The 14,040-nt window shown below is 37.4% G+C and carries 11 protein-coding genes; 9 read left to right on the forward strand and 2 right to left on the reverse strand.

From position 1 onward, the window contains the following. Positions 1-27: 27 nt before the first annotated feature. Complete coding sequence (locus tag IB67_RS05225; RefSeq protein WP_434223543.1) at positions 28-3,303, forward strand: O-antigen ligase family protein; 3,276 nt, start codon at positions 28-30, stop codon at positions 3,301-3,303. A 45-nt stretch (positions 3,304-3,348) separates the two neighbouring features. Here the strand turns inward: IB67_RS05225 and IB67_RS05230 are convergent, their stop codons facing one another. Then, entirely contained in the window at positions 3,349-4,101 is a 753-nt protein-coding gene (locus IB67_RS05230) for a carboxylesterase family protein (protein ID WP_434223542.1), read from the reverse strand. Positions 4,102-4,614: 513 nt separating this feature from the next. Here IB67_RS05230 and IB67_RS05235 point away from each other — a divergent pair. Genes IB67_RS05235 through IB67_RS05245 form a run of 3 tightly spaced genes read left to right on the forward strand, consistent with a single transcriptional unit; the run spans position 4,615 to position 7,271 of the window. Further along, the gene (locus IB67_RS05235) at positions 4,615-5,613 is read left to right on the forward strand and encodes a LacI family DNA-binding transcriptional regulator (RefSeq protein ID WP_434223541.1); all 999 of its coding nucleotides are present in this window, start codon (positions 4,615-4,617) and stop codon (positions 5,611-5,613) included. Further along, positions 5,610-6,239, forward strand: coding sequence for a PIG-L deacetylase family protein (locus IB67_RS05240; RefSeq protein ID WP_434223540.1), 630 nt, complete (start codon positions 5,610-5,612; stop codon positions 6,237-6,239). Before IB67_RS05235 ends, IB67_RS05240 begins: the two co-directional genes overlap by 4 nt. Before the next feature lie 12 nt (positions 6,240-6,251). After that, the gene (locus IB67_RS05245; protein WP_498875161.1) at positions 6,252-7,271 is read left to right on the forward strand and encodes a Gfo/Idh/MocA family protein; all 1,020 of its coding nucleotides are present in this window, start codon (positions 6,252-6,254) and stop codon (positions 7,269-7,271) included. A gap of 111 nt (positions 7,272-7,382) precedes the next feature. On the opposite strand, the gene IB67_RS05250 is transcribed toward IB67_RS05245, so the two are convergent. Further along, positions 7,383-8,531, reverse strand: coding sequence for an IS110 family RNA-guided transposase (locus IB67_RS05250; RefSeq protein ID WP_164542215.1), 1,149 nt, complete (start codon positions 8,529-8,531; stop codon positions 7,383-7,385). A 242-nt stretch (positions 8,532-8,773) separates the two neighbouring features. On the opposite strand from IB67_RS05250, the gene IB67_RS05255 reads away from it, so the two are divergent. The 5 genes from IB67_RS05255 to IB67_RS05275 all read left to right on the forward strand — a co-directional run bounded on the left by IB67_RS05255 (position 8,774) and on the right by IB67_RS05275 (position 14,030). Further along, complete coding sequence (locus IB67_RS05255; RefSeq protein WP_434223538.1) at positions 8,774-10,288, forward strand: sugar ABC transporter ATP-binding protein; 1,515 nt, start codon at positions 8,774-8,776, stop codon at positions 10,286-10,288. After that, positions 10,281-11,246 (forward strand): ABC transporter permease, encoded by a 966-nt coding sequence (locus IB67_RS05260; protein ID WP_434223537.1) that lies wholly within the window; start codon positions 10,281-10,283, stop codon positions 11,244-11,246. The genes IB67_RS05255 and IB67_RS05260 overlap by 8 nt, the downstream gene beginning before the upstream one ends. A 33-nt stretch (positions 11,247-11,279) precedes the next feature. Next, on the forward strand, positions 11,280-12,227 hold the full coding sequence (locus IB67_RS05265) for a substrate-binding domain-containing protein (RefSeq protein WP_434223536.1): 948 nt from the start codon (positions 11,280-11,282) through the stop codon (positions 12,225-12,227). A 64-nt stretch (positions 12,228-12,291) separates the two neighbouring features. Then, the gene (locus IB67_RS05270; RefSeq protein WP_434223535.1) at positions 12,292-13,209 is read left to right on the forward strand and encodes a sugar phosphate isomerase/epimerase family protein; all 918 of its coding nucleotides are present in this window, start codon (positions 12,292-12,294) and stop codon (positions 13,207-13,209) included. Positions 13,210-13,379: 170 nt separating this feature from the next. Beyond that, the gene (locus tag IB67_RS05275) at positions 13,380-14,030 is read left to right on the forward strand and encodes a PIG-L deacetylase family protein (RefSeq protein ID WP_434223534.1); all 651 of its coding nucleotides are present in this window, start codon (positions 13,380-13,382) and stop codon (positions 14,028-14,030) included. Positions 14,031-14,040 lie beyond the last annotated feature (10 nt).

Genomic DNA, 14,040 nt, shown 5'->3' on the forward strand with positions numbered 1-14,040 from the left:
ATCTGTGATATAGGGAGGCGGGTACACGTGTTGTCATTCTTTGAAGAACTTGTTCTTTACATTACTATTCCACTTGTTGCACTATTTGCACACAGGCAGTACACATACGAATTCAGTACGCCTAAGTATGCCATACTAACGGTCGCAACTTTGTTGATAGGGTTATACCTTCTTTGGAGAATGTTCAAAACCAAGCAGATCAAGTTCTTTGCTTCCAAGATCCATTTTGTGTGGTTCGCATTTTCCATTGTGGCTCTGCTTTCGACAATCAATACGTGGAAAGACAATCCTTACTTTTTCAGACAAGGTATTGATATAGGTTTGTATCTCTTCTTAAACGTAATTCTGGCATTTTATTTCGCTACAATTTTAAACGACAAGCAAAAAATTGTTAGATTCTTATTTATATTTGTATTAACAGGTTTATTTATCGCTGTAAATGCAATTCTTAACTTCTACATGGGATATGACATCTTCTTAGGTCAAGTTGGTAATCCTTTTGAGCGCGCAAGTATAAAGGCTAATATCGGTAATGTCATATTTGTATCTAACTATTTGAACATGCTTTTGCCAATAGCTCTGTATTTTGTCATAAGCCTTGATATAGGTGCCATAAATCTAAAAAAATTCGTTGGAATAGCCTTTGTTAAGATAATGTCTCTAATCTCTGCATTATTGTACATTACCGTTATAATATTCTCTCAAACCCGTTCTGAATATTTGGCATTGATAGTTGAAGGTATTCTACTAGCAGTCGCTTACATCTTCTATATTAGGAAACGAGAAAACTTACACGAAAAGGAGTTAGAGAAGAAAAATCCGAGCTTACTTAAAAAGCTCAAATTTCTGAGACGCATTTCAGTTGCTGTGTTCGTATTAATTACTATTCTTCTTATCGTTCTTTACAACGTACCGTCGGCGTTTAACAACTACGGTTCATTCAAAATGACTGATAGATTCAGCGCAATGGCTTCTGTTTCAAGTATGGATGAAAGATTTCTCTCTTGGTTTTCCACAATATACATTTGGCAGAAGCACAAAATCTTGGGGCAAGGAATAGGTACTTATCAAATCTATAGCCTTTATGGTATTGCTGATTTGATAGAAAACAATCCAGAGTACAACTACGGTTGGAACAATTTCAAGCGCGCTCACAATGATTATTTCCAAGTACTTTCCGAAACAGGATTGATAGGTTTTGGTTTAATCTTGGTTATGCTTATTTTATTAGTAATATACGTGGTCAAGAACACTCAAAAGATAGATGAACAAGACGATATAACCCTCTTTTCAATGCTTGTTTTAAGTGGTGTTGTCTTTGCGTTCCAAAGTGTCTTCAGTTTTCCTGGGCACCTTTTGCCCAACGCACTTCTTGCGACGTTTGTTCTGAGCGTAGGCTTAGGGAAGTATTTTAACAAAGTTGATGGAAAAGAATACAAACTTCACGGCGTTAAAGCTGTGGCGCTGGGTTTGGTTCTTGTAGGTACTATTGGTGCTTCGACATACCTTAGATGGAACCACTTCATTTCAGAAGTTTATTTTAGAAACGGAAACGTTGCTTTCCAAACTATGACTATGTTAAGAGACCAACAAACGCAAATTGAAAATTACCTGAAACAGCTTGACCAAATCGAATCAGATTTGAACAGTTTCTCTGGTCAATTTGTCGGACTTTCAGAGGAAAATTGGCACGGTCAGAAACAAGCTGAGGCAAGAAGACTGGGAATTGCGTACGATAGATTGAAAGCAGAGAATGAAAGACAGCAAACAATTCAAAATATTAGAAGTCAGATAAACGCAAATAGAAACCAGTTACTTGCACAGAAGCAGGGTATACCAAACGAAATAATGAAGCAGTATCAAGAAGCTAAAGAAAACCTCCTTAAAAGTGTAAAATTGAATCACACTTACGGAAAGTCATTCTTCTATTTGGCAGCGCTTGCTGCAGATCCAATAAGAATTGAAGAACTAAAACAACGCTTGAAACAAGATCCTCAGTCTGTCCTAAACCAAGAAGCAGATGAATATCATAAATTGTTGCCTGAAAGATTTAAGACAAGGTATTTTGCTGTGCTAAACGATTATTTGAAAGCTAATCCAGATTTTGTCGACAAGTTTGACCTTGCAACTACCCAAGCTCTTGTCGATTCTGCCGGTATCTACGAATTATCTTTGTTGACATTTACCGAACGAAATACATTCAAAACGCTTGCTGTTAGATACAATTCGCTTTATAGAGTAACAGAGATGCTTTTAGACAATATCAAAGGCGCAGATCTTGAGCAAAAGATAGGAGGGCTCTTATCAATATTCTTCAATAAATTCGATACGTGGACAAGAAGGACACTTTACATAATGCCGGGTGGTTGGAATAGGTTCCCAGATTGGAAAAACATCGATATCGAGCTTGCAACAAGTGGTGGACAAGATATTTATAGGTTCTTTGCTAATATGACTGTGACGCTCAAAGATCCTATAAATTACGATGCAAGGCGTTTACTTGTTGACATGGCGAATCTGGAAATAAAGACGTGCAAGTATATGGAATCCAAAGGAGTATGGGGAGTACCTGATGGTGTACTTGACCACTTGCACGCCTTAGCAAGAGAGTATCAGCTTATCTCAGATTACCAAGAAAGTGTATACACTTACAAGCAACTTTTGGATATGTATAAAGAAACTTATGAATACATTTCAAAGAAGCTTTCTGATGAAGACTCTTGGAAGAGTACCTTTGAACAACTTGTCGAGCAGTCAAAGCAGAGCTTAGACAAAATTCTGGAAGACGATGAAAAAGGAAGCCTTTCAAACAGCCTTACCCCAATATTTGTTGATAAAATAAACAGGCTACACGAACAACTGATACAAACAGATTTCAAAGCCGTCGAAAAAGATTTTGTTGACCAACTTTCAAGACTTCCGGCTTCGATTTGGCCACAGGTTTCAAAGAAGAGTGTATGGAAAACAAATGCGTACAACTCAATGTTAGATTTTGAAAATCAGACCAGGGTTCTCGGATTCTCTGACAACGCGAAATCTCAAATTACATCGCTTATGACATCTATAATAACTTCCCGAAGCATGATGCTTTACGAAAGATATGCGAGATTTAAAGCGCATTACGAACTAATAAAAGATGAGTTATTAAGCACAGTCGTCATGTTATTGGATAAGTATAAGTCAGAGGAAGAATCTGAGATACTCAAAGACTGGGGAGAAGTGTCTTTTAACATACCAAAATACGCGAGTAAGGGTGAAGTTATTGAATTCCTGAATCAACTCCTAAATGAATATTCTAAGTAGTGAAATGTTCTAAAAAGAAGAGAACGAGGTGGGTTAACCACCTCGTTATTTTTTTCGCTGTTCAAAAAGCCATTCTATCATTTCTTTGTTTCGATATGTAGGAACCCAAGATGCGTGCGGAGGTAATCCAAGAGAACCCATATATCCTTTTGGATACTCTGTATATTTCACAGGCGCTCCGAGTTTTTCCAATTCACGAACCAAATCCCTTGTATAATGAACAGGAACGACGTCGTCATCCTCTGCGTGGAAAAACCAGATTGGAATCTTGGCTATTTTATAAGCCTTTCTTACATTTCCGCCACCGCAGACAACAACACCAGCGGCAAATCTATCGGGACACATTGTCATCAGTGCCACACTTCCAAATCCGCCCATTGAAAGACCAGTAATGTAAATTTTAGAAGTGTCGATTGGGTACTTATCAATTAGCTTTTCTATTATAACATTCACTGTCGCAAGCAACGCGTTCGGCTCTAAATACTCAGATGAACCGACAATTCTAAATGATGTACCCCAGTATGAATCTTCAGGACATTGAGGTGCAAGAACGAAACATGGGTGTTTGACTTGCACCTCATCACTTGCCCAAACGGTTGCTCCTTCGTTTGCGGTGATTTGCTTAATATTGTCAGTCCCTCGTTCACCTGCTCCGTGGAGAAAGACGACAAGAGGATACACAATATCTTCTTGCTCCTTTTCCGCTTCGTTTGGAACAAATAATCTGTATACTATTCTTAGCGAACCATACTCATATGAAAATGGTTGAAATTTTTTTACGTAATCCTTTTCTACCATTCTTCCACCCCCTATAGATTTATTGGCTACTGTCAAAACGAAACCAATTGTAATTTCTTCATAATAAACTTCCCTTCCTTGCGTCAAATCAGCTCTTAGGAAATATTTACGAAGAAGTTTCAGCATTTTCCATAATTATTATACACTTTAAGCTATGTTAATTCCACATGACTTCTGTTTGTGTATATTATCCGAAATAGGCATATCAATTCAAACTATAACAACTTAGGATAAGTAACTTTGAGCTTTTCCGTATTACGAGAAATCTTCAGGTAGTTCCCCGCATTATAGCGACCAGCATAAAAATGTAATACAGTTAGAAATAATTAGTAAATGATAAGATTTTGCTACTAACTCTTGCTCATGAGACTTTTTCGTCAATAGTCTTACTTGCTATTATGTTGAATTGTTTGACTTGGGTACCAAATTTCTGATATATTTCAATTATGACTTGAGCAAGCGTTTGCTCTTACATTCAGAATACTAAATATTCAAAAAGTAGGTGGATGTCAGATGGTGACCCTCAAAGATATTGCTAAAATGACCAATGTCTCTGTTTCTACTGTATCAAGGGTACTAAATGGTAAGGGTAGAGTAAGTGAAGCTAAACGTAATGAGATTTTAAACTTGGCCAAGGAAATGAATTATACTCCAAACTACCATGCAAGGATAATGGCTAAGAAGACAAAGATCGCAACAATAGGACTTATTGTTCCTGACATTGTAAACCCATTTTTTGCCAGACTTACTCGAGGAGTAGAAGAAGAATGTGGAGAGAATACGTTGATTGTCTTAATGGACTCTTTCAGAAGCCTTGAAAGAGAAGAGAAGCTTATAAGAAACGCTCGGATGCGCGGAGTTAATGGATTAATAATTGGGAATTCACGTGTAAACGATGAGATAGTAACAGAAGTTTCTTCTTACATACCTGTAGCTGTTTTTGATAAAGATTACGATATGCCTAATGTGGTTTCAATAGTCTTGGATAACTTTTATGGGGCTTACAATGCTACAAAACACTTAATAGAAAATGGATGCAAAAATGTAATACATCTTGGCGGAACGCATGAGTTATACGTTTCGATCAAGAGATTAGAAGGTTATATTGCTGCAATGAAAGAGTTTGAATTAACTCCGGTTTATTATACTGTTGGATACGATATCTCTTCCGGTTACGAAAATATGAAAAGAATTCTCAGTGAGGGAAAAAGTGTTGACGGAGTATTTTGCATGAATGACTTGGTAGCTATAGGTGTTATGAAAGCTATCAACGAATTCGGCTTGCAGATCCCACGTGATATTGCTGTTGTCGGATTTGACAACGATGAAGAACTCTGTGAGCTGGTTACACCACCTCTTTCATCCGTACATCAACCAGTAGAGCAAATGGGAAAAGTTGCGGCTAAACTTCTACTCAGACTTATAAATGGAGATAAGACAGTAAAGAGGTACATCTTTTCACCGAATTTGGTTGTTAGAGAATCAAGTCTAAAAGGGGGAGAAGTGCTTTGAGACGTGCACTTGTAGTTGCTTCTCATAGTGATGATCCAATAATAGGAATGGGAGGAACTATCAAAAAGCTGACATCCAATGATTATGAAATCCTTGTCCTGAGCGTTTGCGGCGATAGAATATTAGGATTTGAAGATTCGGTGAGGCTTCTTGGAGCAATACCAATGTATCTTAATTATTCATACGGAAACATTGATATTGAGAAATTTAAAACGGATTTGGAAAAAATTATTGAGGACTTTAATCCAAAAATAGTTTTTACTCATTGGCACGAAGAAATATTATATGACCATCAGGTTGTAGCAAGACAAACTTTAGAGCTTTCGAGAAAGTATGAAAAGAAGATTTACATGTTTGAAATCCCAGCATCAAGTCTTGAGTTTGAGTTTGACACAGCAGTCGACATAAGTGAGTATTATCGTCAAAAGGTAAATGCAATACAGTTGATGAGGCATGCATTCGAAAAACATGTTTACAGTGATGAGATATTACCATCTATTTTATATACATCAGGTTTTAGGGGCGTCCAGGTTGGCTGTAGGTATGCGGAAGTTTTTAAAAGTTCTGGTTCTCGGTTTCCACTTGCACCTTATAGAAATATACTCACGAGGACAGATAATTTATGAGGAGGGATAATTATGAAAAAGCTTAGGATTGGTGTAATCGGTGCTGGAAAGATTTCTGAAGTTTTGCATGTGCCCAATACTGTTTCTTCCAAATACGCACAGCTAGTAGGTATAGCTGACAGCAATGAACAGAGGCTTAGCCTTTTCAAAAGTCTACTAAAAGATGAACGAGTTCATTTCTATACAGAATATCATGAGCTTCTTGAACGGGACGATGTTGATGCTGTAATTGTTGCATTACCAAATTATCTTCACGCAAGGGTAACTATAGAGGCTTTAGAAAAAGGCAAAAACGTGCTTGTTGAAAAGCCAATGGCTACGAGCTTTAAAGAAGCAATGGAGATGCTAAGAACTGCCAAAGAAGTTAAAAGAGTGCTAATGCCTAATCATTCGCAAAGATTCTTCCCGCATCATCTAAAAGCTAAAGAAATAATACAGTCAGGTTTACTCGGAAACATTAGATTAGTAAAAACAATGTTTAGTCATTCAGGACCTGAAAATTGGTCTCCAAATGCTAATTGGTTTTTCCAAAAGAACTCCGCGATGTTTGGTGCTTTGGGAGATCTTGGTATCCACAAAATAGATTTGATAAGATACCTAACAGGTTTGGAAGTAACAGAATGCATTGGAATAACAACAACTTTAGAGAAACGGGGAACAGTAGAGGATATCGGTAGTGCGATCTTGAAACTCTCAAATGGAGCGATTGCAACGCTTGATGCAAATTGGATTACAAAAGGTTTGGAGGAAAATTATTTTGTAATATACGGAGAAAATGGCACTCTAAAGATAGGACAAACCGATCCATCAAAGATAGATGTTTATCTTGCAAGACCAGTGGAAATGCACGGAGAAACATCTGTCAGACCACTCTTCACAAACCAGGATCCATTTTGGAAAATGCCTATAATAGACCATTTTTCAAAGGTCTGTTTGGGACTTGAAGAACCGATAGTAAGAGCAGAGGATGGGGTTATAGGGATCAAAATAATTGAGAAAATTTTCGAATCTTCGAATAAAGATTTCCGGTAATAAGTCAAGAGGAGAAAAAATAGAAAAATAAAAAACCTAGTCAACACTTTGACTTTCAATAACTTAATATTTCACTTTCATTCTTCACATACTTGATTTCGTTCTTTTTACCTATTTCATCGGTACATACGGTACGTTGTTCTTTAGTAAATAATACACTAAATTTACTAATTTCCTTGCAGTTAATATTAGCGCTCTCATGTGTTTGTGTGTTGTTGCTTCTGCGTACTTTTTGCGATAATATTCTTTGTATACAGGATCGTATGTCTTTACTCCGTTCGCTGCCATTACTAGGTATGTTCTTAGATACTTGTTCCCTTTTTTCGTTAGTTGGTTGTTTTCTGATTTGTAATTTCCACTTTGATTGATTGTCCATACAAGCCCTGCGTATGATGCTAACGCTGAGGCTTTTTCGAAACGATTGATGTCTCCTATTTCGGCTATAATTCCAGCTGCAGTTATTTCTCCTATCCCTTTGACTGTTGTTAGTGTGTTCGGAATTACTTTAAGTAATTTACTTATTTCTTTCTTTACTAGTTCGATTTGTTTTTCATAGTGCTGTATCAAATCGATAGTGGAAACAATAGATATTCTCAGAGTGTTTGAAGGATTAACAGACAACCTCAAGGCATCTTTAGCAAGAGTTTGGAGTTTTTCTGCTAAGACTTGTGAAGAGACATTGTGTCTGGAAATTTTCGCAATATATTCAAATAACTCTTCAATTGGCATGTTTGCGATTTCTTCGATTGTATAATCTTTAAGCAGGCATTCGAAAGTCTTATTTAGTTTAAAGTCAAGTTTAGGGAAATAAAGAGAAACATACGAATAGAGCCTAAGTTTCAATCGAGCGATATCTTCGTTGAACTTTAAATAAAGTCTGGTGAGATTACGAAGCTCAGAGATGATATATGAGTTATTGACAAAAGGGACTAAAGACTCAGGAAATTTAGAAGCGATAGAGAAAATAAGTTCAGCATCGATTTTGTCAGTTTTAGGACGATTGAGAATTTTGCGATAGAGCTTAATGTTATCAGTTTTAACCCAAAAGACAGGTACGTTGTTTTGAAAGAAGAAGTTAGCGACATTAAAAGAAAAAACACCAGTTGATTCAAGGACAAGAGAAAAATCGGAAGAAGAAGCAAAAGCTTTGTTAAAAAGTTCAACAATGCCTTGAGGAGAGTTCTCAACAGTCCCACTACCGATGAAATCAGAAAAGAAAGAAAGATAGTTCTTTGAGACATCAATAGCTAAAATAGCCAAAGGAATCACCTCCGGATTGAGTACAGCCTTACAACCTCGCGGTACATAAGAAAACGAGGCAAAACATTTTCCGGCAAGTAAAAAGCTGTACTCTAGTTAGGCAATCTTATTTAAGAGAACAAAGTCTCAAGGAGGGGCAACCTGAAACTATTTTACCAGAGGTGTTAAAAAATATGCATTCAATTTTCAAAGACCAATTTTAATTTTTACCGAACTTATTATACGAGGGGGGGTGGTGAGAATTGAGCAATAGTGATGATTTGATTTCTGCCAGAAACATATATATGCATTTTTCTTCTGTTCCTGTTTTACAAGATATCAATGTCTCTTTTCAAAAGGCTAAAATTTATGGTGTCGTAGGAGAGAATGGAGCTGGCAAGACAACATTGATGCGTATACTGTCCGGTTTCTTGCAACCAACAAATGGTGAGATTTTTGTCGAAGGTGTTAAAGTAACTCTTAATCCAGTTAAAGCAAAAAGTCTCGGAATAATTATGGTTCCTCAAGAATTGAATCTAGTTGATACACTAAAGGTATACGAAAATGTCTTCTTGGGAGATGAACTAACAAGGAACTTCTTCTTGAAAAAAAGGGATATGATTGAAAGCACAAAGCACTATCTTGAGAAGTTTGGCCTAAGCATAGATCCAACTCTATATGTTTCTGAGCTTTCTCCTGCTCAGAAACAAATGGTTGAGATTATCAAAGCTATATCGAAAAAGGCGAAAATTTTGATAATGGATGAACCTACATCTTCACTTACAGAAGATGAAGTGAAAAAGCTTTTTGAAGTTATATATAATATGAGGAGATTAGGGATATCTGTTGTTTTCATATCGCATAGGCTCAAAGAGATTATGTCAATTACTGACTGGACCATTGTGCTGAGAGATGGAAGGAAAGTTCATGAAGGAGAAACAAAAGAACTGACGGAAAAGCAGATTGCAGAACTTATGATAGGAAGGAACTTGGACGACATTTATCCACAAAAGATAGTGCCAGAAAATAACGTTGTATTCGAGGTGCGAAATTTAACATCAAAAGATAACTCCATCAAAAATGTTAGTTTTAAAGTTTTTAAGAATGAGATACTTGGCTTTTATGGATTAGTAGGCTCTGGCCGAACTGAACTAATGCAAACAATATTGGGAATTAAAAAACTAAAGAGCGGAGAAATTTCATTGAACGGGATACCCATAAGTATTTCCTCAGTAATGGAAGCTAAGAAGTTAGGTATTCTGTACCTTCCAGAGGATAGAAAAGCCGCCGGAATAATACTTACACTCGAGGTTTTTAAGAATTGTACACTAATGTCTCTTGAAAAGTTCTCAAGATTCTTGTTAAACAATCGACTTGAAATAAGCACTTTTAAGCATTTTCAGGAGAAGTTTGATATAAAGGTTAAGACTCCATATCAGATAGCCAAAACACTAAGTGGTGGAAATCAGCAAAAGGTGGTAATCTCTAAACTTGTTAATGCTGGAGCAAGGATATTCATTTTTGATGAACCAACACGTGGTGTTGACGTTAATGCAAAGAGTCAGATTTATCAGATAATGTCGACACTACTGAAAGACATGGATGCCACTTTTCTTGTAGTCTCATCTGAACTGTCAGAAATAATAGGGTTATGCAACAGAGTCATAGTGATGAGGGGAGGAGAGATTGCCGGAGTAGCTATTGGAAGTGATATTAATGAAAAGTACCTGATTTATCTTGCAACAGGTTTGGAGGAGGTGAATTATTCCAGTGGCTGACGACGCGTTAAAAAAGAGTTGGTTTAAACGAAATTTGCCCAAGTATCTGATAGTTTTTATACTGATTGGGCTGATGGCTATTTCCGGTGCTCTTAGTCCATCTTTTCTGAAACCACGGAATATACTTAACATTTTTTGGCAAACATCTTATGTTGGTATCATTGCTATCGGGATTACTTTTGTAATGATAGCAGGAGGAATAGATCTTTCGGTTGGTTCTCTGGTAGCATTACTTGGCTCGACATCTATTCAACTAGTAAATAAATTAGGTGATAGGACTGCTTCTATCATTCTTTCGGTTACAGTTGCATATTGCTTGTCAGTCCTTTTAGGGTTTGGAGCAGGTCTCCTAACAACTAAGGGTAAGATACCAGCGTTTGTCACAACACTTGGAGCAATGGCAATATATCGCTCTTTGGTACTGAATTTTGCAAATGGTGGAGTTTATATGACAACGTCTGAAAAATATATCAGCATAGGAATGAGATTTGTCTTTGGCTTGCCCTTACCTATGATTGTATTTATCCTATATGCTATTATAGCCCACGTTTTGCTTGAGAAAACAAAATTCGGTAGGTACGTTTACGCTGTAGGTGCAAACGAAGTCGCGGCTTTATACTCGGCAATTAGTGTAGATCTCGTAAGAACTTTGACCTATGTTGTTAGCGGCGTTTCCGTAGCTACATCTGCATTCTTGCTTTCTTCAATGATGGGGTCTATAAGTTCTTCTTCAACAGGGGTTGGCTATGAGTTGGATGCAATCGCTGCTGCAGTAATAGGAGGAACAAGTCTTAGCGGTGGAAAAGGTAGCATTTTTGGAACATTTTTCGGCGCTCTCATTCTTGGTGTAATCAACAATATGCTTGTTATGCTAAACGTTGCCGTATACTTACAAGGTATGGTTAAAGGGTTGATAATTATAGGTGCGGTCTTGTTGCAGAATCTGCGAAGGGACTAGACCCCTTAAGGGGTATCCGAGGGAGGTGCTGGTATGAAGAAAGTGTTGGTGTTACTTCTTGTATTGATGACGGTTTTTATCTTTGCGGCTCCGCTCAAGATAGGAGTAGCGATACCTGCAGCAGATCATGGGTGGACTGGTGGAATGGTTTGGTGGGCTCAGTATGCTATAAACCAGTACAAGAACGATCGAAACCTTGAATTTTATCTAGTCACAGCAAAGGAACCGAGTGAGCAAATCGCACAAGTTCAAGCGTTGCTAGCAAAGGGTATTGATGCACTTGTTATTAACCCTTATGAGTCAGCACCACTCACACCAATTTGCGTTCAAGCTTTCAGACAAGGAGTTTTCACTGTTATCGTGGATAGAGGTATTAACTCTGAAGAGTACAACACATATATCGCAGGAGACAACTACATGTATGGTTATCTTGCTGGCAAGTATATCGCAGAAAAGTTGAAAGGAAACGGAAATATTGTAATTATCAGAGGAATACCATCAACGATTGATGATGAAAGGGTAAAGGCATTCAAAGATGCAATTAAAATGTACCCGAATTTGAAGGTCATCGCTGAACAACCTGGATACTGGAGTAGAGAGAAAGCTTTCGAAGTAATGCAAACACTCTTGACAAAATTCCCAAAAATTGATGCCGTATGGACTGGCGACGATGATATGTTGCATGGGGTTATACTTGCACTAAAGCAAGCTGGAAGAGATAAAAATATAGTTTTGGTTGGTGGTGCATGTGAGAAGAATATTGTTAAGATGATAATGGATGGAAATCCATTAGTGAGTGTTGATTTTACATATCCTCCTAACATGATTTCAACTGCAATTAATCTTGCAGTAATGGCACTTAGGAACCAAAGTCTTAATGGTTTCTACCAAAAAGGTATTCCAAGAAAAATTGTACTGCCAACAGAAACTGTTACAAAAGAGAATGCTAAAGAGTATTACTTCCCAGATTCAGTGTTCTAGTGAATTAGTGAAAGGGCCGGGCTCTGCCTGGCCTATTTTTCGTTAGTTTGAAGGAGGTGGATGAATGAAGGTAGGATTCTTGACTGTGGCACTTGGGGAAATGAGATTTGAGAAAATGGTTCAATGGGCTCATGAAAACTTGTTTGAAGCTTTGGAGGTTGCTGTTTGGCCATTGATAAATGAAAGGGACTTTTCTTCAACTACAATAGACGTTGAAAAGCTTGATAAGAAAGGAGTAGAAGAAATAAAGAGTGTTCTGGACAAATACGGAATAATTATTTCATCACTTGCATACTACGACAATAATCTTGATGCTAATGAAGAGAAGAGGGCAAAGATCAATCAGCATCTGGTCCGTGTTATAGATGCGGCAAATCTTTTGGGAGTGGAGTTAGTTGGTACATTTATTGGTAGAGATATTAGAAAATCAGTAGAAGAAAACATTATAGAATTTGAGAAAGTTTTTAAACCATCAATTGCTTATGCAGAGAGTAAGAATGTTAGGTTGATGATTGAAAACTGTCCAATGATTGGATGGCAGCAACCAGAAAAGATTGGTAATATTTTCTACTCACCTGAATTATGGAGAGAGATATTCAGAATAACCCCAGATTCATTTGGATTGAATTTTGACCCATCTCACCTTTATTGGCTTGGTATTGATTACCTAAAGGTTATTGGTGAGTTTGGAAGACGAATTTTTCACGTGCACGCAAAAGACGTTGACATAGATGAAACGCTTGTTCTCGAACAAAGTATCCTTGGGCATTTCGGAACAAATCTTCATGGACAAAGTTGGTGGACATATAGGGTTCCAGGTTTAGGAAAAATTTCATGGGGTGACTTTGTACGTGAATTAAGAAAAATAGGTTATGACTATGTCATCAGCATAGAACTTGAAGATCCAGTTTGGTTTGGTCCTATGGAAAAATCTGAAAAAGGCTTAAGGCTTGGGCTTAACCATCTGAGGAAGTTCTTGTGAAGATGTACTCTTTCTTTTATTTTCACCTCGCTATTTCAATAGCGAGGTTTTTTTATAATTGAAGTTTTGACTGCTTAAGATCATTACAAGGATCTTTTTGAAAAGTGATATCATAGTAATTGATAAGTTTTCATATCGCACAACACTTTGTGAATTTGGAGGTGATAATCATGTTCAAGATGTTCAATAGTTATCTCTTCCTTGGTGCACATCCAGATGATATTGAAATCTGGGCGGGAGGATTTATTCTAAGAATACTGAGAGAAAACAAAGACGCAAAAGTGCATTGTGTAGTTCTGACTGATGGGTCGGCAGGTTACGGAACAGTTGAAGAACGTAAGCAAGAAAGCTTGAACGCTGCGGAGATATTGGGGACAGAAACATACGAAATTCTCGGGCTGAAAGACGGTTCACTTTGCATGCAGCAAGATCTGCCAAAGATAATAGCAAACCTTATTCGAAAGTACAAACCCGATATGCTTGCCACTCACCCCAGGACGGACAGACACCCAGACCATTCAGCGATTGGGGAAGCTGTGGACAAAGCACTTTTTATGGCAATGACATCACCAGAGTTCTTGGAATATGAACCTCACGTGTGTAGAAATGTCCTTTACTTTGTATCTGATCCTTTTCAGATGCCATCAAGAAGGCTGTATATAGACATTTCAGAAGTTTTCGAAGAAAAATACAGAGTTATTCAATGTTTCAATACACAACTTGACATACTGCTACCATATATTGAACTAAATAAATTCTACGGAAAGCTATCAGGATTGTTAGCTGCTGAGATATTCGAACCAGTTAGTATCATTATTTGAGCATCAACAC

Source organism: Fervidobacterium riparium, assembly GCF_025370035.1.
Taxonomy (GTDB): Bacteria; Thermotogota; Thermotogae; order Thermotogales; family Fervidobacteriaceae; genus Fervidobacterium; species Fervidobacterium gondwanense.

Bases quoted from the DNA above. Each gene is read 5' to 3' on its own strand.
- IB67_RS05275 (WP_434223534.1), top strand. From the start codon at position 13,380: ATGTTCAAGATGTTCAATAGTTATCTCTTCCTTGGTGCACATCCAGAT.
- IB67_RS05265 (WP_434223536.1), top strand. From the start codon at position 11,280: ATGAAGAAAGTGTTGGTGTTACTTCTTGTATTGATGACGGTTTTTATC.
- IB67_RS05235 (WP_434223541.1), top strand. From the start codon at position 4,615: ATGGTGACCCTCAAAGATATTGCTAAAATGACCAATGTCTCTGTTTCT.
- IB67_RS05245 (WP_498875161.1), top strand. From the start codon at position 6,252: ATGAAAAAGCTTAGGATTGGTGTAATCGGTGCTGGAAAGATTTCTGAA.
- IB67_RS05230 (WP_434223542.1), bottom strand. From the start codon at position 4,101: ATGGTAGAAAAGGATTACGTAAAAAAATTTCAACCATTTTCATATGAG.
- IB67_RS05270 (WP_434223535.1), top strand. From the start codon at position 12,292: ATGAAGGTAGGATTCTTGACTGTGGCACTTGGGGAAATGAGATTTGAG.